A 21223-nucleotide genomic window follows, 5' to 3' on the forward strand; every position below is an offset into this window, starting at 1 on the left:
CAGGGAGTATAAAATCTCCCGGCGGTTTTTTGTTGAAATAGCAACTATCTGTTATTTACCGGGAATAGCTTCTGGCCATCCCTTTCTATATTCTGAAACCGTTTCCCCATAGCTTTTGGCTAGGGATTCTGCTTCTTCACTGGAATAGATTTTCTTTGCTTTTTTAAAAAAGTCCTCTTCCTCATCCTTTAAATGGTGTTCCACTTTTTCGGCAAGTTTCTCCATTGTGGCCAGCCAATGAGGGGAACTCATATCGGTATCGTCCAATTCTTCTATGAGTTCGTCCATTTCATGGTGTTCTGCCATGCCGTGTCTGGCATCTTCCTGCATCTTATCGGAATCTATCAATGGGGAATAAAAAAATCGTTCTTCCGCAACTTCATGTACTTCCAATTCCTTCTTCAATTCCTCCCAGATATCCTTTCTTTTTTCGGAATCTCCTGAGGTTTTTAGGATTTTGGAGCATAATTCCCGTTGGATATCATGATCGTCCTTGATGGCTTTATAAATGTTCATTTCTAAATCTTTTTGGGGACTCTAATTTGGCCAGCTTAATAAGAGAGGCAGCAATTAGCTTCCGGATTAATAGAGAAACAAGGTAAGCCATGGGCACTCCTATGCTTACCTCCATTAAATCAAAGATTAGTTCTAATGCGTTTTAAACGCACTCCTTGTCCGAAAGCGGAAGCGGTCTATAGGCATAGTATTGCAACACTTCTTCCAGCGCCATTCTTAAAGCTTTGTTTACGGGTACAATGATATTTCCCAAATGAAAATCTATTTGGTTGAGTTGCATATAGTACTCCGTAAACACGGGTACGGATATACCTTGGCTTATTTTTCCCGATGCCGACGCAAAATTTTCCGCTTGACCTTCCTTGATGATTTTGCATGTGGCCAGTCGCAGTTTGCCATATTTGTCCGTGTTGGCCGCATAACCGAACAACCGGCATATAAGCCCGCGATACTTATAAGTATTGCAATGGCCTTGGTCCACAACGGTAAGAGGCCGGTAGTTTGCGCAGGTAGCCGTTTTAATCTCCCTTAGGGACTGCAACATTCTTTCGGCCCCGCCATTTAAAAACAAATGAAAGGCCCATGGTAAAAACTCCAAAGGGGAAGCTTCGATATCCGGATAGGTGCAGCACCTTCCACATCCAGAAAGACAACTTAAACCCGTATTATTTTGAAAAGCTGAGGTTTCCTTTTCCAGTTGATGGAACAACTGTTCTATCAACGTTACTTTATCTGGTAAGGTCATTTATTTTTCGAGCGAAGGTAGATTTTAAAACACTCGCTTTTACATTTCATTTTACATAAAGGATAGAGTTAAAACTTTAAAGAATATTAAAACCCGAACTAGTATTTTTACATTTGGAGAATATCTCTTTTAAAAAAATGAGAGCTGTTATCTATACAGACTTTTCGTAGGCTTCCTTTATCCAACCTTTTAGTTCCAAGTCTATATCTTCAACATCTGCTAGTTTAACTCTATGGGTACACATTGTGCCAAAGGGGCCGGAGTCTTCCAACCGGCCGGTCATGGGTTTGTCCTTTAATTTAAACCCTAGGTCAATTCTTGTTTTTGTAGCAGGTTTGATCAAAATGAATTGCCTTTTCCGTATTACACTTACACTTGTCTTTTTTGGGGTTATGGTAACATCTTGCCCTAAAGTTTTTACGTAACTAATCAGCCCTTTATAGATGGAAATTAAGTCTTCCTTTCCCTTATACTGTTCCGAGACTAAATCGGTATCAGAAACCGTTTCCTCTTTGGATAGGCTTACAATAGTATTGGCGAATCCATGGGTAACCTGATATTCCGTTTTTAAAAATTTGACACCCTCGGAATGCTTGGTGAAGGATTTTGTCTTTAAAATTTTCTTCCATTCCTCCAGAGACTTCCCGGTTTTTTCGGGCATGTTTTGAATCATAGTTTGTAAGGCACTATCCATTGTATTCAATATTTATTACACCAATTAAATCTCCCTCACCTTAAAAAAGGAATTTGACCTTAAATTAAGAATTTGTTTCTAATTTTTAAATCCAAATAGCTCACTGCTACAGGCCATACGTCTTTTTAGCACTTAGTATTTGTTCTTCTTTGGTGGTTTTTGGATACAGTATATATCTTGGTGCAATTATTGGCTTGGTTGTTTCAATAGAAATCTTGGTGATTGATGCAAAGGGAAATTTACCACCGATCATTTTATTGAAGATTTTTTCCATTTCGTTGAATTCCACATCCGTTTTTCCTATGATTTCCGCCTTACCTTTTATTTGAAAACCTTTCTGCACTAGGATATCAATAAAACTTATACAAACATTTTTATTCTGTTTTATGTTTTTTATCGTTTGTGGTGACGCAATGTTGGCAATTATGATGTGTTTTTTGCCGTAATAGTTGAAAATTTCCTTTGGAGATACGTTTGGAACCCCTTCCGATGAAACGGTAGCCAGCCAGCACAAAACGCTGTTGTGGATGTATTTTTTTATATCTGTAGTAAGTTCCATTTCAGTGGTGGTAATCCTTTTAATTGAAAAATCTTAGTTAATAGTTATGCTCTATCACCAATACTTTAAAATCTGGGATTTTAGGGCAGTGGTTTTACCATGATATCCTTAAAAAATACGATGCTGTTAGGGTCATGGGCTTGTAGTGCAAAAGTCCCTCCTTTCAATAGGCGCATGGAGCCTTCATTTCTTTTAGGTTGATCAGGTTCTGTATAATCCACAACAACGGTATCATTGATTTTAATTATGACCCTGTTGCCTTCTACCTTTATGTATTCGGTATACCACTCGTCGTCATGTACGTAGTTTTCCTTTACATCTACGATGTCATAGAGACTTCCGGTACGTTTCCAATCGGTGTGGGAGTTGTTAACCTGAACTTCGTAGCCTTGTGAAGGCCAACTGTCTTCTTGATATTTTGTATGGATGTAAATCCCGGAATTCGCCCCAGGTTTGGTCATCACGGTAGCTTTAAACTCAAAATTTTGGAACTGATGGTCTTCTACTTCACCGTTATAAAAAAGATGCCCTACGTCTCCTTGAACCTTAATGGCCCCGTCCACAATGGAAAAACTGGAGGCATTTTTTCCGACTTTCCAACCTTCTAAATTTTCTCCGTTAAACAGGGAAATCCATCCATCGTTTTTGGAGTTGTCTTTTTGCTGTGCAGAGGCCGAACCCACTAAAAAGAGTTGGGCGATAAATAGAAATAAGATAAGTCTAGGTTTCATTCTCAATTGCTATTTTGGTTGAGACTACAATGTATTGAAAAATATTATGACCAACTACTCTTTCATGATTTTGAAAATCAAATGCAAAAAGTGGTTTTAGAACAATAATAATTACTCCAGAAGCAAAGGAGGGCCAACTACTCTCATCTCATTATCTTCAAAAATGCCCTCAATTTCTTTTAGAGTCGGTTCATGGTCCAATCCTGCCATGGTTACAAAAAAATCCTCAAGTTTTCCTGCGGGTTGCAAAATGACAGTCATCTTTCCCGTTTTGGATTTTTGGGTCCACGCATGGGGAACATTTCTAGGTAAAAATATGCTATCGCCCACGGCCATTTGATATTTTTCATCACCCACCTGAAAATAATATGCACCTTCCAATATGTAAAATATTTCATCTTGTGAAGTATGCACGTGAAGTGGGGTACCTCTCCCTTGGGACAGAGATGTCTGCTCAAAAACGGCCAGCTCGTCGTTTGTGTCTTTTCCTGATATTTTAACATCCAAAATATTGGAATTCACCCCCCTTAGTTTTAGATGCCCATGAATTCGACCTTCCCCTGCATTGACTTTAAATCCCTTATCCTTCCCCTTCCTTTTAGTAGTTTTTTGGGTAGGGATAGAGGCAAAAAGCGGAATGGTGGTCAAGGCTATAAGCGCTGCAAAGAACCCTTTTCTTTTCATAGTATGAAGTATTAATTTGACCTTAAAGTGATATTCTGGAAAGTACTGCGGTAAAATCTAATGTACGTAATTAAAGTATTGATAATACGAACTACCATAAATAAAGCCCTAATGGTGAGATGGATTGACTCTTTAAATGGTTGGATTTAGGATTTAAGGATGTATGGTCAAAGTTAGAATCGCTTATTGCAAAGTGATATTTGCTACTGTTCTCAATAAAGCTGAATCTTAGAAAAGTACACGGTAAAGCACCATTAAGACACCAACAATAAAGATTGAAGTAAAAATCTGCTTATTGTACTTTGCTAGCCAGTTGGGCAAAAAAATATCAAAATTGTCCTTGTCAGAATCCGAATATTTTCGGGCAATCAATGTTAATGGACAGAACATTCTAAAAATAATAAGGTTTATACCTTCTGCTATAATCAAAGCGATTCCGATCCAAGTGTAGCGATTAATTCTATTGGTAACCCCCGAATAAAGCACATAGAATATAACAAAAACAAAAAAAGACCAAATGATAGTGTGGATTAACTTAAGAATAAATAGTTTTTTAGCTGAATCCATAATTCTTTTGATGCTGCGAGGTCTTAACTCCAGAGGCGCAAACTTGGCCTAAATTAATCTTTGTTTATCTGTAATAATTGATAGTACTAGATGTTCAGTTGATTTTGAAATTCACTTAGATATTTTGCTATATGAATACCATCCACTAAGCCATGGTGCGCCTCTATTGAAACGGGCAACATTTTTTTTCCTTCCCGAAGCGTAAATTTTCCAAAGGTGATTTTTGGTACGGATTCTTTTTGACCATAATTTGTTGGATGTAATAATCCGCTAAAATTTCACGCTGTAATTCTATGTTGAAGGTTTCGAAATCAGAAGAAAAATTCACAAAGCCAAAACCGAACGTTTCATCTTCTCTTGTTATGGTAATTCCTGCATGTATTTTTCCGAAGGCTATTACTTCTCCATTTGTGATCCTATATTTTAATTCATCTACAGCATTGACGGCAATCATTGATTTATGTAAATAATTCGCGAAAAAGGATTCTTCCTTTTCTTTGGAATTCTTATAGCATTGCTCACAATTTACTTCGGTGACTATTCCAAACGTTGGACTTTTCATTTTTGAAAAAAAATCAAAATGCTCTTTTCTCTTCCATGTAGCCAGGTCAATTTTTTTCATAAAAAATTTTTATATAGGTTTTTGATTATAATTATTGCCAATATACTTATGGGCAGTATATGGATTTGCAAGTAATTTGGTATACACAGAGAGCTAAAAATCCAAGAGGGCATGGCACCATTGTTTAGAGCCATGGATGTGTTTGTTAATTCATTTACTGCGTATTCTTAAAGGTATCTTCGAAAATTTTTACCCAATCTCCATTGATCAATTGTTCTCCATATTCTTTAAAGCCCCCCTCGGGAGAGCTACCGAAAACGAATCTGGTCTTTTCATCTTTCCATACAATGAGTTTTTCTTCCTTAAATTCTGCAGGATATCTAGCGGACCCTTCTTTAGAAAATCGGTAGTAGTAATATTTTTCGTCTGCCTCATCGTAGAGGATTATCGTATGGAGTTGCAAAAATTCGGTATTCAACTCAATGACCAGAATGCTCCTGTTTAAATCATAGGAGATTTTTTCGTAGGCAGAACCTTTTTTGGTAACAATCCCATTTTCGTAAATTTTTGATGTACCCACCCATTCTCCAACCAAGAAGCTTAGTTGCTCCATCTTTTCTTGCTTTAGGTCTTGGGAGAAAACAGAATGACACAGAAAAAACAGAACAATACAATAAAGATATTTATAAGCTTTTCGATATTCCAAATTTCTTCTTTTAACGTCTCTGCTATGGCAAGTAGGTCAGGCAAGGAAACTTTTCGTTTCCGTCTGGTCTGCGAGCCAGTGCTTTTTGTTTTGTAATTATTTTTTCTTTTTAATTGCCAAATCCAAAAGATTTGGCGGACTTAGTAAATACTCCCAAGCCCTTAAATATAGTACATTATGCCCTATTTGTAATAGGCCTTGTTATGCCACTTTTTTTGTGTGATCTATTGGGACTATAATTCATCTCGATTCCCAATACTTCATTTTCAAACTATCGAGCTTTTTGGTCATTTCTATTGTTGGCAACCCGATATTTTTTCGATTGGCATTTACTTTTTGTATGTCCGAAATCATATTGGCATGTCCTCCGCCATTTTGCAAATAAGTCCCATGGGTTTGTGGCTTTCCATTGAACAGCTCTAAATTGTCCAATACGGTGCCTAATGTATATGGTGAGCACTTTCCTTTTTCGATAAACTTTTTGATTCTAGGAATGAAATAATTTATCCGAATGCTATCGTCGGTGTGAAGTAGTAAAATAGTCGGGTCGGAATTAATTTGGTCAAGATTGTAAGGTCCTATGATTTGTTCATTTGGATAACCATATTCATCAATTATCTGAACAAGCCTTTTGTCATTGACTTGAAACATACTGTCTTGGAGTTTTGTGCTATTTAATTGTTGGTCAAGACGAATCATATTTTGAATTTCTGAACGTAAGTCCAAATTAAGGCTAGAAATAAACTTTGCTCTTTTCTGCTCATAATCCGAAACGATTTTTTTTCCACGTTTCGAGTTCAGCAAATTGTCAAAAATATTTTCGTTTTGGAACTCGCCAATTGTTCCTCCAACCGCAATACGTTTTTCAATAAAGTCAAGCGCCAAATCTTCTTTACCTAGTTCGGCACAAACTTTTGCAAATAGTCCTATGTCATTATGATTGCCAATAGCTAGTGACTGACAGCTCAGAAACGCTTTTTGAAAATCTTGAAAGGATGTTTCGTAATTTCCTGAATAAAATTCTATTTCTGCTTTGGTTGTGTGGGGAAAATAGTCCGTTATATAATTGCAATCTGTTTTTTCCGTCTGTTGACAAGAAAATAAAAGAAATAAGGTCAATACTTTTATAGAAATTTTCATAGATGGTCAAAATTTGGCATATACTTGAGATATATAAATCCGAGGGTCTAAATAATTCATTTATAAGGAATTTCCTTAAACCAATCCCATGGCATGTTCTTTTTTGCCGTAAGGTGATTCAGAAGATCCGTAAAGATGATGCCCGTGTTTTCGGAAGTACTCATGACCAAAACCCCCTTGCCCAATTCAGGAAAGAGAATGGAATAGTGGTGAAATCCACTGCCGCGACCTTCCTTAAAATAACCGGTGCCATATCTTGTTTTCATATATCCCCAACCTAAGGCATACCCCAATGTAATGTCCTTGTATTCTTCGGCGACATCATTTTTATCGGCGACACTTTTTGAGATTGTTTTTAACTGGGTTTGTGGGCTATAAAGTTCCATATAAGAACTTTCTTTAAGGATTTTTTTATTCAATACAGCCGTCAGGAATTTTACATAATCGCCAAACGTCGTTTCCAAAGTGCTCCCAGCCCGTGGCTCATTATCCTTGTCCTTGGGGAACATCCGCCCATCCTTGGCATAACTTTCGGCGTAGTCGTTTTCAAATCGAGGTTTCCATTCGTAGGAGGAATTTTTCATACCCAAAGGCTCGAAAACAATCTCCTGTGCTAGCGTTTCCAATCCTTTTCCGGTAATTTTTTCTAAGACCACCTGCAAGTAAACAAAACCTTCCCCACTATAATCGTACTTCGTACCCGGTTCAAAATTCACCTGTAATTTTTTGTCCCTGGAACGCCAATTTTGGAATCCTGAGGTATGCGACAAACACATACGGGCCGTAATTTTAGGGTAAAGGTTATCTGTTTTTAAGTCGGAATAATCATCGTGCCAACGTGTTCGGGGCTCGTATTCATATATTTTTTTGGGTAGATAGCTTTCCAATGGCTTATCCAAATCAATCACATTATCCTCTACTAATTTCATGACAAGAACACTAAATACCGCTTTGCTTAGCGAAGCTCCATATATATTGGTAGAATCGGTCAAGGCCCATTTTTCGGATATATTTTTATATCCTTTTATATGTGTATAGACCGGTTGGTTATTATCAAAAACCGCAACTACTAAACCTTGCACCTGGGCCACATCAGCTAGACTATCGATGGTATGGGTTAGGCCTTCTTTGGAAACGCTACTGCTATCAATACGTTTAATGGTTACACCAGTATCTGAATCACAACTACCTAAAATAGCCAAACCGATGAGGGCGACGATAGATTTTAAGGTGGTAGAGGGTTTAAATCGTAAAAAAGGGATGGCTAGCGGATAATAACATTTATCACTTTTTAGCACATAAATTATATTGAATATTATGATGAGAATACAAATGGGGACAATGGAGACAAATAGAATAAACCCCCATTTTTCTATAGTTACTAGCGAGACAAATGACAAAATGGCCATTAACAGAGTTGTTATCTGAAAATTAATGACCTTAATTCCGTGTTTATCATAAATAGGATTGTCCTCTCTTTTATGGATCCATAGAAAAAGAGGGATTAACACGTTGCACAACGGAATAAAGATTCCCAATAAAGGAGTAGCATGTATAAGAAGCAGCCATTTCTTTTTTAGAGTTTCCTCTTTAGGGTTTTCCAACGGAAGGAGGTCGTTTATTTCAACTTCCAGGGCAACGGCCAATAGTTTTACCGTATTAAGGTGCGGATTCACCTCCGAATTTTCTATACGTTGAATGGTCCTAACGGTTACATTGGTTTTTCCCGAGAGTTCTTCTTGGGAAAACCCGTTTAATTTCCTGTAATATTTTACCCTATCGGCAACTGAATTATTATCCATGACTTTTAATTTTGATTACAAGACAAATGTATGGGTAGCTGATTGCCTTTGTAACGACATTTAGATGTCATGTTGCTGTCATTGCCCATTTTTTATATGGTTTTAGACCGTTTTAGATATTTATAAAGGACTATTTGATGAGATTGGTATGTGCTAAATAATTTTTTTTGGTTTCCCGAAGTTAAGCAATGGAACCCGAAAATTTGGATTCGAAAACCATTGAAATTAATGACTGGTAAATCCTTTTTTAAATACGGATGGATTTTCCCCGGTCACTTTTTTAAAACTCCGGTTGAAGTAAGAAAGACTTTCAAACCCGCATTCAAAACATGCTTCGCCTACATTCTTCCCCATGAGCAATAAGCGTTTTGCTTGACTTATACGGTACTGGTTTAAAAAGGAAACGAAGGTACTTCCGGTTGTCTTTTTAAAGTATCTACAAAAAGCAGGTTTGGTCAGTCCACAGAGGTTGGCCATTTCATCCAAGGTTAATTTTTCTTGATAGCGTTCATCTATATGTGAATATATCTTTCGCATGCGCTTTTGTTCCTTGTTTTTTAACTTGTTAACATAGGGTGTTTTATGTAACAGTTGAAACTCCTTGCTTTGGGATAGGCGTTTTAGAATATTTAATACGGATATAAAGAACTCAAAGGGTTCCAATTGATATAATTTTTTTAATAACGTTCCCACCTCTTCCTTGGTCTTGCCATGAAATGCAACCCCATATCTGGATAGATCCAAAAGGCGGTCCAATTGCTTCAATTCCGGGTAATCCCGTAATACATTATCCTTAAAACTGGGTTTTATATGTAACACCTCTTTACGGTAAGGTGTAGTAACTCCATGGTCGAAATTCAAATGGGGTATGTTAGAGCCTATGAGCACAAGGTCGCTACCCTCAAAATTCGATATATGGTCGCCCACATGCCGTTTCGCATCGGCACCTTCGATATAGACCAGTTCCAATTCCGGATGAAAATGCCAATAAAAAAGGTGGCTCAGTTTAGGGTCGTGCAATAACCTGAACGGACTTTTAGAATCGGGAGATATGGTTTCCAGTTGTACTTTCATCAAAGCGAATTTCTACGTATAATATAACTAAATTGATAGTTAAATATGCAATAAAGTAATAAAATGTTAATATAGTTCAAATATAGATTAATATTACGGTAGCCGGGAGAATTGTTTCATACTAGTTTTACCTGAAGATTGAGACAAACATAAACACGACACAACATGCAACAATCCAAAGAAAAAGTAGCAATGGGAAATATGGCCCATCAGGATATTCCAGGAAATCCGTCGACCGCGACAAGCAGTAAGCAAAAACTCAATGACCGATCTAATGGAGAACCACTTCGCGTGCTTTCCGAGTCCGATTGGGAGTTTTGGAAGCATAACGGATACATTGTCATCAAGAATGCCATAACGAAAGAACAGGCCGAAAGGACCGCCAAATTTCTTTGGGAATTTGATGAAAAGAAACCCAATGACAAAAGTACCTGGTATGCCCAGCCACGAGCAGAGATGAAAATGAAGGAACTTACGGGTACTGGCATGGTTGAGGTTTATAACCATCAATACCTATGGGATAACCGACAGGCCCAAAAAGTATATGATGCCTTTGTAGATGTATGGGGAACGGAAAAACTATGGGTGACCATTGATCGTGCCAACCTAAATTTTCCGCAGCGGGAAGGTGAAAATAAAAAAGGTTTTATCCATTGGGATTATGATCCAGAAACCAAACCTCAAAATGTACAGGGCGTTTTGGCACTTGCCGATCAAACCGACGAAAACATGGGCGGTTTTCAGTGTATTCCTTGGCTCTATAGAAACTACGATACCTGGAAACTGACACAGCCGGAGGACAGAGATCATTTTAAACCCGATATTTCCGATTTGGAGGATAAAATAGTAAAGGTGAAAATGGAAGCAGGTGACCTTCTTATTTTTAATAGTACCGAACCCCATGGAATTAGACCTAATAAATCGGGTGATAAGGTGCGGATAGCACAATACATTTCCATGATGCCCGCCGAAGAGAAAAATGATGCCCTTAAAAGTTGGCGAATAAATTCTTGGAAAAATAGGGTTGCCCCGGAAGGTTATGCATTTCCTGGGGATCCTAGAAAATGGGAACAAACGAGATACGAAACTGCCAAATTATCACCACTTGGAGAAAAATTATTGGGCCTGAAACCATGGTAGATTGCTAAATCATTAATAATCACTCGGTTTCTAGTCGCTTCTTGGAAATAATACTATTTTTGCGCCCTTAAAATAAAGAGCCGTGCGTAAGTATTTGAATTTATTCGATTTTAAGCAAAAAGTAGATTACAAGACCGAAATCCTATCTGGGTTAACGGTTGCTTTGGCCCTAGTACCGGAAGCAATTGCTTTTGCCTTGATTCCTGGGTTTTCCCCGTTAACCGGACTATATGCAGCTTTTGTTTTGGCCTTGGTAACTTCTATTCTTGGAGGACGACCCGGAATGATTTCCGGAGCAACAGGTGCCGTTGCGGTTATTTTTGTTGGGTTGATCTTAGAGTTGAAAAGAAATTTCCCGGGAATAGAACCGGAGACCATTTTGAATTATGTCTTTGCAACCGTAATCCTAGCAGGGGTATTACAAATAGGCGCCGGACTCCTAAGACTTGGTAAATTTATTCGTTTAGTCCCTCACCCTGTGATGTTCGGATTTGTGAATGGTTTGGCTATCATCATATTCATGGCGCAGTTTCCCAACTTTTATAATAAAACTACCGGAGATTTGTTGAGTGGGGCTCCCTTGTACATCATGTTGGGGCTTACCCTTTTAACTATGATTATCATATGGGGACTGCCTAAATTAACAAAAGCGATTCCTTCTTCATTGGTTGCCATCATTGTAGTTTCTGCAATAGTTATTGGCTTCGGCATAAATACGATGACCGTGGCTGATATTATGGGGGAGGGAGAAAGTATTAAAGGTGGCTTCCCGCCATTATCCATACCTCAATTGCCGCTTACTTGGGCAACTTTTAAGATTATAATACCGTATGCCGGGATTGTTGCAGGAGTTGGACTCATAGAAAGTTTGTTGACACTAAATATTATTGATGAGATTACCGAGACTCGAGGTAGTGGAAATAAGGAATGTGTTGCCCAGGGAACGGCGAACATCCTTTCGGGATTTTTATCGGGAATGGGTGGTTGTGCCATGATCGGTCAAAGTTTGATAAATACTTCCGCCGGTGCAAGGGCTCGTTTATCCGGGATTACCGCGGCCATAATGCTGTTGGTCTTTATTATGTTTGGTTCCAGCTTAATTGAACGTTTGCCCATGGCGGCTCTAGTAGGGCTTATGTTTATGGTGGCCATTGGAACGTTTGAATGGGCCAGCTTTAGGACCTTTGGTAAAATGCCTAAGTCCGATGTCGTAGTAATGGTATTAGTGACCTTGATAACGGCGGTAACGCATAACCTTGCAGTAGCCGTACTTTTAGGAGTAATTATTTCCGCATTGGCCTATTCTTGGGAAAACGCAAAGCGAATCCGTGCTAGAAAACATGTGGATGAAAATGGGGTAAAACACTATGAGATTTATGGGCCGCTGTTTTTTGGTTCTACTACGCTATTTGCTGAAAAGTTCGATGTGTCCAATGATCCAGACGAAGTTATTATCGATTTTAAAGAAAGTAGGGTGGCCGATATGTCCGGAATCGAAGCCTTAAATAAAATCACGGAACGATATGCCAAGGTTGGTAAAAAGGTGCACTTGAGACATTTGAGCAAAGATTGTATTCGCCTACTCGAAAACGCAGATCAAATCATTGATGTGAATGTGATAGAAGATCCAACCTATAAAGTTGTCGTAGATAAGGTTTAGGGGCTCTACGCCATGTGCCTGCCATATAGATAACCAAGAACGGATAGTATTAGGATAACGCTCAGCACGGTAACCCTAAGGTTATATATATTATCTTTTTTAGCCTGTTTTCTTATTCGGTCTCGTATTAGCTTTTGTTGAAAAGGAGTTAACTCCTTAAACTTCAATTGGGTTTTGCTGGTAAGGTCTTTATATTCCGCACGGATGTCACTGTAGCTGCGCCTTTTCTTTAAAAGTGCCCTATTTGCTTTAACTACTAGCATTGGTTGACTGGCCGACCCCATTTCTTTTCCTTTACAATATTAGTAGAGGAATACAGAACTTTGTTACAATTGTAATTTATGCATCTTAAATTCGTTTATGTTTGTTACAAGTTGCCATATAAACCTTCAATAAGTGAAAAATAGAAAATTGAGGTTAAGCGATATTATTTTTATCGTTTTTATAATCTTATTCATTGTACCCCAAACCAGACGACCCATTTTGGTCATGGCCAATAAAGTAAGGGCCAAATTTTCTTCGCTCACAGTTGTAGCTAAGGGGGAGCAGGAGCAATTGGGACCCTTTACTTATACCTTGGATGGTTTGGATGGCGAAAATCTAAATGTGGATATTGGAAGAGGAGAGGTTGTTTTTATAAGTTACTGGGCCACTTGGTGTCCTCCCTGTATCGCCGAATTTCCAAGTATTGACGCATTATATAAGGATTATGGAGACAAAATCAATTTTGTGATGATATCCAATGAGGACCCTGAGAAAATAAGGAAGTTTCTAAAAAAGAAAAATTTTGCCGTTCCAGCAGTCATTCCAAAAATGGAACCTCCAAAAGACCTTTATGAAAAAACCATACCTACCAATTATATCATTGACCATACAGGAAAGATCATAGTCAAAGAAAAGGGAGCATTAGACTGGAATAGCCAGAAAGTTAGGAAGGTGTTAGATGATTTAATTGCAAAAAAGGAAAGTGACAAGAAACAAAAAACCCTTTCTCTGAACAAGAAAGGGTTATAAAAAGTTTTGCTGCAATGAATTATAGCGTACGTAAATACTCAGCTACGCTTCTTGCCTCATCCTCACTAAGGTTTTGGTTCAGCATAATGGCATTGTTATATTCCTTAAGTAATGCTTTTGCTATAGGGTCCTCCTTTAACATGACGTCAGGATTTAATATCATGTTCATTACCCATTCTGGACTTCTTCTTTCATATACTCCTTTTAAAGCTGGTCCAATCATACGCTGCTCTGCCATATGACATGCAGTACAGATAGCCTGAAACTTTTCCTCTCCAGCAGCAGCCAGATCTGCGTCAATTTCATCTCCAAAATCAACATTTTCAATTGGGCCCACACCTTTGTTGTCCATATCAACGGGAACACCCCCAGTAGTTTCTGTTGCCTTAACTTCCTCTTTTTTGGTACGGTTCATTTCAAAACCATCCTTTTTTTCTTCTTTCTTTTCGCCGCAGCTTAGAACCAAGGCGGCAAGGGCCAATAAGGTGAATAATTTTCGCATCTTTTTTTGAGTTTTATCTTAATTAATGTTGGAGAGACTAAGATATGAAATTTTATTTGTTGAAGACCTTTTTAAATGGGAAGAACCACTAATGAATCTCTTTAAGAAATTCCAAGGAACGACGTTCAGTATAGGTTTTATTTTCTCTACCATAAAAACCTACATGCCCACCGTATTCAGGGACTTCTAAAAAAATATTTTTGTTTTTTTCAGCTTCGTTATAGGGATAACAGGCTTGACCTAAAAAGGTGTCGTTCTGTGCATTAACGATTAAGCAGGGTATATTTATAGAAGGTAAAAACTGCAAACAACTGGATTTTGAGTAGTAGTCCATGGCATCCGTAAACCCGTGGGCTTTACTTGTATAGATATTGTCAAAATCCTTTAAAGTCTTAACCTGTTTTATCTCAGAATTGGAAATCTTATCCGGAAAAAGCTGTTTTTTTATTTTAAGCTTATCGATGAGGTTTCCCTTAAATCTTTTGGCATACAGTACGTTTTTAAACTGTAATAGTTGTTCAAGGGAGTCTCCTAATTGACAGGGAACGGAGATTGCCACGGCAGCGTGAACCTCCTTTGGAACCAATCTACTTTCCCCCAAATATTTTAGCAGAAGATTTCCGCCAAGACTAAAACCATAAAGATAGATTACTTCATAGCGGTCCATTTCAAGAATATGATGAACCACATCATTTAAATCTTCCGTGGCCCCGGAATGGTAGGAACGATATAATATATTCGGGGAACCACTGCAACCTCTTAAATTTAAAGCACAAACATCAAAATCGTTTTGACTTAATATTTTTGCAGCCCCTTTAATATAGGCCCTTTTGGCATCACCTTCCAGACCATGTATAATGATGGCCACTTTTTTTGTGGGTTCCGGGTAGTAACTCCAATCCAAATCCAAGAAGTCACCATCAGATAATTGAATCCTTTCTCTTTCCTGTTTTAAACCTTCTACTTTTCTAAATAATCCTGAATAGATGGTAGAAAAATGTCCGTGTTTAAAGAGTAGTGGTGGATTGTAATTAGAGCTAATAAGCGGCATAAATAATTATTTTGGAAATGTTTCCAAGATTTTTACTTGCTCTTCTATAGCCTTTTTAAATTCAGATTTTAAGTTGGAAACCAAGCTGGAGACGGATAAGGTGTTATGAATAGTGGCAACACCTTGACCAGCGGACCAAATCGTTTTCCAGGCCTTTGCTTCGGTATCCAGTTCCTTTCCAAAATCTATTTTGGTATCCTTTTTCAAATCCTCTTCCGTAATACCAGCGGCCTTGAGACTCGCCCCTAAAAAATTGGCATGTACCCCCGAAATAGATGCTGTATAAACCACGTCACTAGCTCCTGCGTCTATAATCATTTTTCGATATTCTGGAGTGGCCTTACTTTCTTCGGTATTGATAAATCGGGTGCCCATATAGGCTAAATCCGCACCCATTTGTAAAGCTGAGGCAACATCTCGCCCTGTACTTATGCAACCGGAAAGAATGATAGTTTTAGTATAGAATTGTTTTATTTCAGAAACAAGGGTCATGGGGTTAATAGTACCTGCATGCCCTCCTGCACCTGCGGCAACCAATATGAGTCCGTCCACACCGGCTTCCGAAGCTTTTTCTGCATGTCTTTTTTTGATAATATCATGGAATACCAGGCCACCATAACTATGAATGGCATCAACAACTTGGGAAACTGCGCCTAGAGAGGTTATCACCAAGGGTACTTGGTGTTTTATACATAGCTTTAGGTCTGCTTCTAATCGAGGATTTGTCTGGTGTACGATTAGGTTAACACCAAAAGGTGCCGGTTTTTTTCCGGTTTCCTTTTCAAATTCCTTCAGGGCGCTTTTAATTTCTATCAACCAGGATTCAAAGCCTTCACTACTGCGTTGGTTTAATGCCGGAAATGTACCTACGATACCGTTTTTACAACATTCAATGACCAGTTGTGGTCCCGAAATAAGAAACATGGGAGCTGCAATTACTGGAAGGGAAAGGTCTTTGATAAATGAATTATTTGTTGTCATGGGATATGGTGTTGAGTTGAAAAATTAAGCAAAAAAGTACAATCATTCCTAAACGATTAATCAAAACTATGGTATTTTTATGAAGTATTATGCATGCATAGCAAAAAACAGAATAGAATGTACTTAAAAGAATTTGAAATACGATGGAGCGATGTGGATGCCAATAGACATTTGGCCAACTCCGCCTACCTAAATTATATGAGCCATACGCGCATGTCCTTTCTTATGGAAATAGGTTTTGACCATAAAACATTGGCGAAAAATGAAATAGGACCGGTTGTATTTTATGAGCATATGTATTATTTTAAAGAGGCTTTCCCGGGAAAACCCATCAAAGTATCTATGGAAATTATGGGAATGAGTGAGGATGCCAAGTTTTTTGAGTTTCATCACAATTTTTACAACCACAAGGGAGAAAATTTTGCCCATTGTGAAATGATGGGAGCATGGATGGACCTTAGAACAAGAAAGATTACGGGACTAACCAATGACTTTCTGAAAACATTTAGTGGTGTTGAAAAAGGAGAAGGTTTTCGCGTTTTGACAAAGGCAGATACCCGGAAATTTTCTAAAACACCTAAAAACTTGCAGTTTTAACAGTATACTTAAAAGCATCATTTTTGCCGTGGAGTCAAGCCTCGTTTTTTGTAAAATTAATTTTACTATTTTTATTCCATGTTGGAACAAGTAAACAATAATGCCGAGGCAGCTTATACACAATTACGGAAACTTATTGTCACCAAAAAAATAATCCCTGGAGAATCTATTGGGCAAAAAGAACTTTCTCAAATTCTGAATACCAACATTGATTGTCTTGACATTGCTTTAAAAAAGCTAAGAAAGGAAACCTTAATAACCTTGAGTTCCGATAAAGAAGTTACCGTACGCCAAGTTAGGACCAAAGAAATCATTGATGTACTGGATTGTAGAATTGCTTTGGAAACCAAAGCTGTAGAACTTTTTACATTGAGCGCCCCACAGGCCAGAATAGACGATTTAAGAAATTTAATGGTGCCCTTTGAAAATGGGCCTCGGAACGCCCATGTGTTTCAAAAAATTGATAGGCTTTTCCATGAATTGATTATAAAGAACTGTGGAAATCCCAAATTGATAGATTTATTTATGAAATCGAATTTTTGGCCCGAATTGGAACTTCTAGGTCCCACCCGTCCGTTAAAGGAAATATTACAAGAACATTTGGATATAATTTCGGCCATTCATAATAGGGAGGTCGATAGCGCTGTTCATTTAATGCGCGAGCACTTAGAAAGCTGTAAATGCTCCGTGCTTTAACAAGCCCTACTTCCCGTTTACTTATGGTCTGATTGGTTTTCTACTTGCTAAATATACTCCAGCCAAAACCAAGAGTGCGGCCATAATTTTAATCAAGCTTAAACTATCATTTCCCGTAGCCAATGCAAAAAGAATTCCTACAAGTGGTTGTAAATAGGTAAAGGCGCTTACGGTAGAGGCTTTTAACTGTGTTAGGGCGAAAACATTGAACAAATAAGTTAGGAAAGTAGTCCCAACAACGACAAAGCCAATAGCCCATAGCGCTTCCATAGGCATAGCTGACCATTCTATGGACATAACTTGGGTATAGGTTATTGGAAGATTTATAATCACCGCAATGCTGAAAAGCCATTTCATCAATGTTAATGGATGATATTTTTCAATTAGTTTTTTTACTAAAATCAGGTAGGTTCCGTATGTAGTCGCATTTACAATGAAGAGTATGTTTCCTAAAGGAATATTGGGTGCATCCTGTCTTACTTCCACACCCATCAATATAAGTAGAAGTGCTCCCGTAAAACCTAAAAAGATGCCAAAGGCTTTCCGCCAAGTTATTTTCTCCTTGATTAACAATGCGGACAAAACCACTACGATAATCGGCGTGATGGTTACCAAAACCGAACTGTTTATGGGTGTAGATAACTGTAGTCCTTTAAAAAAAGCCAACATATTAATGACCATGCCAAAAATGGAACAAACGATAATTCGACCCCAATCCCGAACTTCAATTTTTTCTTTTGGTCCAAGAAAAGAACAGGTCCAAAATAATATGGCAGCCCCTGATACCCTTAACATGATAAAGCCAAAAGGCTGAACATAATTGGGCATGACCCCTTTTGCGATGGTATGATTTAGTCCATATATCGTCGTGGCGGCTAAGGCGGCAAGTATGGCAAGAGTTCTCTTACTCAATGATGAATTGCTTCTTTCGCCGCTTCAACGGTTTTTTTACTATTCCCGATGAAAATTTTATCATCCACTAGTATCACAGGTCTTTTTAGAAAAGTATAATGATCCAAAATCAGACTTTTATAATCATCTTCGCTAAGTTCTTTGTTGTTCAACCCTCTTTGTCTAAAAAGCATGGCCCTTCTACTAAATAATGATTCGTAACTATCAGTCAAGGTACGCATCTCTTCCAGTTGGTTTTCTGTAATTGGTTCGGATTTTATATCCTGTAAATCAAAGTCTTCCAAAGGCTGCAATTCCTTTAGAATTCTTTGACATGTATTGCAAGTGCCAAGGTGATAGATTATTTTGCTCATAGTGTTCATGAATTGATGCACAAAGAAACCCAAATCTGTTTAAATGTGCTATTTTTAGGGCTCATTAAAATGTTATCAAGTTGGAAAGTCAGTTAGAGTTAACCTTACAGAGCAGAAAAAATTTACATAAAATATTGACCACAACTTCCAAAGAGGATTTACTGAAAATTCCGGAAGGATTCAGGAATAATATTTGGTGGAACATAGCACATATAGTGGCTACCCAGCAAATTTTGGTCTATAAATTCAGCGGACTACAAATGAGAATTCCAGAAAAGCTAGTCAATAAATTTATGAAAGGTACAGTGCCAGACGGAACGGCATCCGAGGAAGATATAAAAGTTGTAGCAGATTTCTTGATATCGACTATTGAATGGACCAAACAAGATTTTGAAGCGGGACTTTTTAAGGATTACAAGGAATATACGACCAGTGCTCAATTCAAGTTGAGAAACTTGGAAGATGCCATAAGCTTCAATTTGTTTCATGAAGGGCTTCATACCGCCACAATAAATACGCAGTTAAAACGGATTCTCAAAACCCCTTAAGATATTGGAAGAGCTAGAAATCTTTTGATTTCTTTATGCGGTATGTTGAGAATTATGGGTCCGTCCGCATAGGAGGCAACTTCGTATTGCTCATAAAAAAGCTGTAGACCCTTCTCGGTAAAACCAATATTTTCCGGTAAATAAAACATGTCATTCTCGAACATAAACCCCGTACTGTTTATAGAATTCGATTCTGGAATATTTTCTTGTGTTCTAAATTCTTTTTCAGCCAAATTTTGAAAGGTTTCCAGGTTCTTAAAGAGTTCCATTGTTCGGAGTTCTGTTCCTTTTTCTTTGCTGAAATTCAGAAAACGTAAACTACGATAACCATGGGCTCCCCCTGTAAATAGATAATAATCTAAACGTACGGTAACAACCTTTTCGTTTTCAAAGGTGATTTCTCCGGTTACATTGGCCTCCCATTTGGTAGATTCTTCAGGGAACTTCTCTTTTAATTTTGCATATTCACTTTGAAAAGATTCAATGGCCGTATTTATGGAGGAAGCATCGATTTCGTCATCGTAATTTAGAATGGAAATAACTTCTTCACGAATGGCCGTATTGATGACTTCATCAATTTTTTTGTTTCCAATGGCCTCAGGTACGGTAATATCAACTATTGCACACTCTTGACAAGATTGAATCCCAAAAGTAAGCGGTTCAAAAGTTATCGACCTATCTTCATTACACCCAATTAGGAACAAAATAAAAATCAGTAAAATAAAAGGGTATCTCATATCTATTTTCAAGTTGTACAAATGTAATGCTTCATTGTAATCCCCAAAAGATAACGATACATTTGTATATATAATTATATGGTATGGCCGATAAAAAATTGAGATTCAATAGTAAGGTTATCCATGGGGGTCAAGAACCAGACAAGGCCTATGGCGCGGTAATGACTCCTATCTACCAAACCTCTACATATGCTCAATCCTCACCTGGAAATCATAAAGGCTATGAATATTCCAGAAGTGCGAACCCTACAAGGACCGCATTAGAAAAGTCCTTGGCTAGTATTGAGAACGGAAATTACGGACTTGCATTTGCTAGTGGTTTGGCGGCGATAGACGCTGTTTTAAAGTTGATGGCCCCGGGTGACGAGGTAATCTCAACCGCCGACCTTTATGGTGGAAGTTACCGATTGTTTAAAAAAGTTTTTGAACAATATGGTATAGTGTTTCACTTTGTGGATATGGAGAATGCCTCTAATATTCAAGAGTACATCAATAAAAGAACTAAACTTATTTGGGTGGAGACACCAACTAACCCAATGATGAATATCATAGATATAAGGACCATTGCACAAATTGCAAAAAGTGAAAATGTGTTGCTGGCAGTGGACAATACGTTTGCCACACCTTATTTACAGAGACCTTTAGACTTGGGGGCGGATATTGTCATGCACTCCGCCACAAAATATCTTGGTGGACATAGCGATGTTGTTTTGGGAGCCTTGATAGTAAACGATGTTGAACTGGCAAAAAAACTGTATTTCATTCAAAATGCCAGTGGGGCAGTCTCAGGTCCTATGGATAGTTTTTTGGTACTACGAGGTATAAAAACCCTACATGTACGTATGCAACGCCATTGCGAAAATGGAAAAGCCATTGCTGAATATCTGGCAAACCATTCTAAAATCGATAAGGTAAATTGGCCTGGTTTTAAAAACCATCCGAACCACCATGTAGCCAAAGAACAGATGTCCGACTTTGGGGGTATGCTTTCCTTTGTGCCTATGGCAAGTAGTTTTAAGGAGGCCATCCAAATTGTTGAGAAGTTAGAAATATTTACCTTGGCGGAATCCTTGGGTGGGGTAGAAAGTTTGGCAGGTCATCCCGCGAGTATGACCCATGCCAGTATCCCTAAAGAAGAAAGGGAAAAGATAGGAGTTGTAGATTCCTTAATTAGATTAAGTGTTGGTATCGAGGATCTAGATGATCTGATTGAGGATTTGGCGCAAGCAATAGGATAACAACGTTATTAATG

27 protein-coding genes are annotated in these 21223 nt (G+C 38.1%); 7 read left to right on the forward strand and 20 right to left on the reverse strand.

What is annotated here, in order from left to right; genetic code table 11:
- Window positions 1-51 precede the first annotated feature (51 nt).
- The 13 genes from PP182_RS05130 to PP182_RS05190 form a co-directional block, all read right to left on the reverse strand.
- A complete protein-coding gene (locus PP182_RS05130; RefSeq protein WP_272650260.1) occupies window positions 52-516 on the reverse strand; it encodes a hemerythrin domain-containing protein in 465 nt (154 codons plus the stop codon).
- 142 nt (window positions 517-658) lie between these two features.
- On the reverse strand, window positions 659-1261 hold the full coding sequence (locus tag PP182_RS05135; RefSeq protein WP_272650261.1) for a YkgJ family cysteine cluster protein: 603 nt from the start codon (window positions 1259-1261) through the stop codon (window positions 659-661).
- A gap of 151 nt (window positions 1262-1412) precedes the next feature.
- Window positions 1413-1955: a DUF4287 domain-containing protein gene (locus tag PP182_RS05140; RefSeq protein ID WP_272650262.1), complete on the reverse strand. Its 543-nt coding sequence runs from the start codon at window positions 1953-1955 to the stop codon at window positions 1413-1415.
- Between the two features lie 106 nt (window positions 1956-2061).
- Entirely contained in the window at window positions 2062-2514 is a 453-nt protein-coding gene (locus PP182_RS05145; RefSeq protein ID WP_272650263.1) for a pyridoxamine 5'-phosphate oxidase family protein, read from the reverse strand.
- Window positions 2515-2594: 80 nt separating this feature from the next.
- Entirely contained in the window at window positions 2595-3245 is a 651-nt protein-coding gene (locus tag PP182_RS05150; protein ID WP_272650264.1) for a 3-keto-disaccharide hydrolase, read from the reverse strand.
- 111 nt (window positions 3246-3356) lie between these two features.
- Window positions 3357-3929: a cupin domain-containing protein gene (locus PP182_RS05155; RefSeq protein ID WP_272650265.1), complete on the reverse strand. Its 573-nt coding sequence runs from the start codon at window positions 3927-3929 to the stop codon at window positions 3357-3359.
- A gap of 228 nt (window positions 3930-4157) precedes the next feature.
- The gene (locus PP182_RS05160) at window positions 4158-4496 is read right to left on the reverse strand and encodes a hypothetical protein (RefSeq protein WP_272650266.1); all 339 of its coding nucleotides are present in this window, start codon (window positions 4494-4496) and stop codon (window positions 4158-4160) included.
- 86 nt (window positions 4497-4582) lie between these two features.
- On the reverse strand, window positions 4583-4678 hold the full coding sequence (locus PP182_RS05165) for a hypothetical protein (RefSeq protein ID WP_272650267.1): 96 nt from the start codon (window positions 4676-4678) through the stop codon (window positions 4583-4585).
- Window positions 4660-5118 carry a CatA-like O-acetyltransferase gene (locus PP182_RS05170; RefSeq protein WP_272650268.1) on the reverse strand — a complete coding sequence of 153 codons (459 nt, stop codon included), beginning with the start codon at window positions 5116-5118 and terminating at the stop codon, window positions 4660-4662. The genes PP182_RS05165 and PP182_RS05170 overlap by 19 nt, the downstream gene beginning before the upstream one ends.
- A gap of 154 nt (window positions 5119-5272) precedes the next feature.
- Window positions 5273-5671, reverse strand: coding sequence for a hypothetical protein (locus PP182_RS05175; protein ID WP_272650269.1), 399 nt, complete (start codon window positions 5669-5671; stop codon window positions 5273-5275).
- A 333-nt stretch (window positions 5672-6004) separates the two neighbouring features.
- On the reverse strand, window positions 6005-6904 hold the full coding sequence (locus PP182_RS05180; protein WP_272650270.1) for a tetratricopeptide repeat protein: 900 nt from the start codon (window positions 6902-6904) through the stop codon (window positions 6005-6007).
- A 56-nt stretch (window positions 6905-6960) separates the two neighbouring features.
- A complete protein-coding gene (locus PP182_RS05185) occupies window positions 6961-8706 on the reverse strand; it encodes a serine hydrolase (protein WP_272650271.1) in 1746 nt (581 codons plus the stop codon).
- A gap of 225 nt (window positions 8707-8931) precedes the next feature.
- Complete coding sequence (locus PP182_RS05190) at window positions 8932-9780, reverse strand: AraC family transcriptional regulator (RefSeq protein WP_272650272.1); 849 nt, start codon at window positions 9778-9780, stop codon at window positions 8932-8934.
- A 165-nt stretch (window positions 9781-9945) separates the two neighbouring features.
- Between PP182_RS05190 and PP182_RS05195 the strand changes: the two genes are divergently transcribed.
- On the forward strand, window positions 9946-10920 hold the full coding sequence (locus PP182_RS05195) for a phytanoyl-CoA dioxygenase family protein (protein WP_272650273.1): 975 nt from the start codon (window positions 9946-9948) through the stop codon (window positions 10918-10920).
- Window positions 10921-11002: 82 nt separating this feature from the next.
- Window positions 11003-12580, forward strand: a complete 1578-nt coding sequence (locus PP182_RS05200; RefSeq protein WP_272650274.1) for a SulP family inorganic anion transporter — start codon at window positions 11003-11005, stop codon at window positions 12578-12580.
- 5 nt (window positions 12581-12585) lie between these two features.
- On the opposite strand, the gene PP182_RS05205 is transcribed toward PP182_RS05200, so the two are convergent.
- Entirely contained in the window at window positions 12586-12843 is a 258-nt protein-coding gene (locus PP182_RS05205; RefSeq protein ID WP_272650275.1) for a hypothetical protein, read from the reverse strand.
- Window positions 12844-12976: 133 nt separating this feature from the next.
- Between PP182_RS05205 and PP182_RS05210 the strand changes: the two genes are divergently transcribed.
- On the forward strand, window positions 12977-13594 hold the full coding sequence (locus tag PP182_RS05210) for a TlpA family protein disulfide reductase (RefSeq protein ID WP_272650276.1): 618 nt from the start codon (window positions 12977-12979) through the stop codon (window positions 13592-13594).
- Between the two features lie 19 nt (window positions 13595-13613).
- On the opposite strand, the gene PP182_RS05215 is transcribed toward PP182_RS05210, so the two are convergent.
- The 3 genes from PP182_RS05215 to PP182_RS05225 form a co-directional block, all read right to left on the reverse strand.
- Window positions 13614-14096 (reverse strand): c-type cytochrome, encoded by a 483-nt coding sequence (locus tag PP182_RS05215; RefSeq protein ID WP_272650277.1) that lies wholly within the window; start codon window positions 14094-14096, stop codon window positions 13614-13616.
- Window positions 14097-14184: 88 nt separating this feature from the next.
- A complete protein-coding gene (locus PP182_RS05220; RefSeq protein ID WP_272650278.1) occupies window positions 14185-15147 on the reverse strand; it encodes a YheT family hydrolase in 963 nt (320 codons plus the stop codon).
- A gap of 6 nt (window positions 15148-15153) precedes the next feature.
- The gene (locus PP182_RS05225; protein ID WP_272650279.1) at window positions 15154-16128 is read right to left on the reverse strand and encodes an NAD(P)H-dependent flavin oxidoreductase; all 975 of its coding nucleotides are present in this window, start codon (window positions 16126-16128) and stop codon (window positions 15154-15156) included.
- Window positions 16129-16245: 117 nt separating this feature from the next.
- On the opposite strand from PP182_RS05225, the gene PP182_RS05230 reads away from it, so the two are divergent.
- A complete protein-coding gene (locus tag PP182_RS05230) occupies window positions 16246-16725 on the forward strand; it encodes an acyl-CoA thioesterase (protein WP_330097977.1) in 480 nt (159 codons plus the stop codon).
- Between the two features lie 78 nt (window positions 16726-16803).
- Entirely contained in the window at window positions 16804-17421 is a 618-nt protein-coding gene (locus tag PP182_RS05235; RefSeq protein ID WP_272650281.1) for a GntR family transcriptional regulator, read from the forward strand.
- A gap of 21 nt (window positions 17422-17442) precedes the next feature.
- Here the strand turns inward: PP182_RS05235 and PP182_RS05240 are convergent, their stop codons facing one another.
- Together PP182_RS05240 and PP182_RS05245 are read right to left on the reverse strand one after the other, a co-directional pair.
- The gene (locus tag PP182_RS05240; RefSeq protein WP_272650282.1) at window positions 17443-18333 is read right to left on the reverse strand and encodes a DMT family transporter; all 891 of its coding nucleotides are present in this window, start codon (window positions 18331-18333) and stop codon (window positions 17443-17445) included.
- Complete coding sequence (locus PP182_RS05245; protein ID WP_272650283.1) at window positions 18330-18686, reverse strand: arsenate reductase family protein; 357 nt, start codon at window positions 18684-18686, stop codon at window positions 18330-18332. Before PP182_RS05245 ends, PP182_RS05240 begins: the two co-directional genes overlap by 4 nt.
- Before the next feature lie 80 nt (window positions 18687-18766).
- Here PP182_RS05245 and PP182_RS05250 point away from each other — a divergent pair, with 80 nt between their 5' ends.
- Complete coding sequence (locus PP182_RS05250) at window positions 18767-19234, forward strand: DinB family protein (RefSeq protein WP_272650284.1); 468 nt, start codon at window positions 18767-18769, stop codon at window positions 19232-19234.
- Here the strand turns inward: PP182_RS05250 and PP182_RS05255 are convergent.
- A complete protein-coding gene (locus PP182_RS05255) occupies window positions 19231-19971 on the reverse strand; it encodes a DUF3298 and DUF4163 domain-containing protein (protein WP_272650285.1) in 741 nt (246 codons plus the stop codon). The genes PP182_RS05250 and PP182_RS05255 overlap by 4 nt on opposite strands.
- An 83-nt stretch (window positions 19972-20054) precedes the next feature.
- Between PP182_RS05255 and PP182_RS05260 the strand changes: the two genes are divergently transcribed.
- Window positions 20055-21209, forward strand: coding sequence for a cystathionine gamma-synthase (locus PP182_RS05260; protein WP_272650286.1), 1155 nt, complete (start codon window positions 20055-20057; stop codon window positions 21207-21209).
- Window positions 21210-21223: the final 14 nt, after the last annotated feature.

This window comes from Maribacter sp. PR1, from assembly GCF_028464145.1.
Classification (GTDB): Bacteria; Bacteroidota; Bacteroidia; order Flavobacteriales; family Flavobacteriaceae; genus Maribacter.

What these genes read in the sequence shown, in the direction of transcription:
- PP182_RS05195 (WP_272650273.1), top strand. Translation starts at nt 9,946, where the DNA reads ATGCAACAATCCAAAGAAAAAGTAGCAATGGGAAATATGGCCCATCAG.
- PP182_RS05130 (WP_272650260.1), bottom strand. Translation starts at nt 516, where the DNA reads ATGAACATTTATAAAGCCATCAAGGACGATCATGATATCCAACGGGAA.
- PP182_RS05245 (WP_272650283.1), bottom strand. Translation starts at nt 18,686, where the DNA reads ATGAGCAAAATAATCTATCACCTTGGCACTTGCAATACATGTCAAAGA.
- PP182_RS05150 (WP_272650264.1), bottom strand. Translation starts at nt 3,245, where the DNA reads ATGAAACCTAGACTTATCTTATTTCTATTTATCGCCCAACTCTTTTTA.
- PP182_RS05215 (WP_272650277.1), bottom strand. Translation starts at nt 14,096, where the DNA reads ATGCGAAAATTATTCACCTTATTGGCCCTTGCCGCCTTGGTTCTAAGC.
- PP182_RS05230 (WP_330097977.1), top strand. Translation starts at nt 16,246, where the DNA reads ATGTACTTAAAAGAATTTGAAATACGATGGAGCGATGTGGATGCCAAT.
- PP182_RS05140 (WP_272650262.1), bottom strand. Translation starts at nt 1,955, where the DNA reads ATGGATAGTGCCTTACAAACTATGATTCAAAACATGCCCGAAAAAACC.
- PP182_RS05170 (WP_272650268.1), bottom strand. Translation starts at nt 5,118, where the DNA reads ATGAAAAAAATTGACCTGGCTACATGGAAGAGAAAAGAGCATTTTGAT.
- PP182_RS05160 (WP_272650266.1), bottom strand. Translation starts at nt 4,496, where the DNA reads ATGGATTCAGCTAAAAAACTATTTATTCTTAAGTTAATCCACACTATC.
- PP182_RS05220 (WP_272650278.1), bottom strand. Translation starts at nt 15,147, where the DNA reads ATGCCGCTTATTAGCTCTAATTACAATCCACCACTACTCTTTAAACAC.
- PP182_RS05205 (WP_272650275.1), bottom strand. Translation starts at nt 12,843, where the DNA reads ATGCTAGTAGTTAAAGCAAATAGGGCACTTTTAAAGAAAAGGCGCAGC.
- PP182_RS05145 (WP_272650263.1), bottom strand. Translation starts at nt 2,514, where the DNA reads ATGGAACTTACTACAGATATAAAAAAATACATCCACAACAGCGTTTTG.
- PP182_RS05180 (WP_272650270.1), bottom strand. Translation starts at nt 6,904, where the DNA reads ATGAAAATTTCTATAAAAGTATTGACCTTATTTCTTTTATTTTCTTGT.
- PP182_RS05190 (WP_272650272.1), bottom strand. Translation starts at nt 9,780, where the DNA reads ATGAAAGTACAACTGGAAACCATATCTCCCGATTCTAAAAGTCCGTTC.
- PP182_RS05235 (WP_272650281.1), top strand. Translation starts at nt 16,804, where the DNA reads ATGTTGGAACAAGTAAACAATAATGCCGAGGCAGCTTATACACAATTA.
- PP182_RS05135 (WP_272650261.1), bottom strand. Translation starts at nt 1,261, where the DNA reads ATGACCTTACCAGATAAAGTAACGTTGATAGAACAGTTGTTCCATCAA.
- PP182_RS05255 (WP_272650285.1), bottom strand. Translation starts at nt 19,971, where the DNA reads ATGAGATACCCTTTTATTTTACTGATTTTTATTTTGTTCCTAATTGGG.
- PP182_RS05185 (WP_272650271.1), bottom strand. Translation starts at nt 8,706, where the DNA reads ATGGATAATAATTCAGTTGCCGATAGGGTAAAATATTACAGGAAATTA.
- PP182_RS05225 (WP_272650279.1), bottom strand. Translation starts at nt 16,128, where the DNA reads ATGACAACAAATAATTCATTTATCAAAGACCTTTCCCTTCCAGTAATT.
- PP182_RS05175 (WP_272650269.1), bottom strand. Translation starts at nt 5,671, where the DNA reads ATGGAGCAACTAAGCTTCTTGGTTGGAGAATGGGTGGGTACATCAAAA.
- PP182_RS05165 (WP_272650267.1), bottom strand. Translation starts at nt 4,678, where the DNA reads ATGTTGCCCGTTTCAATAGAGGCGCACCATGGCTTAGTGGATGGTATT.
- PP182_RS05260 (WP_272650286.1), top strand. Translation starts at nt 20,055, where the DNA reads ATGGCCGATAAAAAATTGAGATTCAATAGTAAGGTTATCCATGGGGGT.
- PP182_RS05155 (WP_272650265.1), bottom strand. Translation starts at nt 3,929, where the DNA reads ATGAAAAGAAAAGGGTTCTTTGCAGCGCTTATAGCCTTGACCACCATT.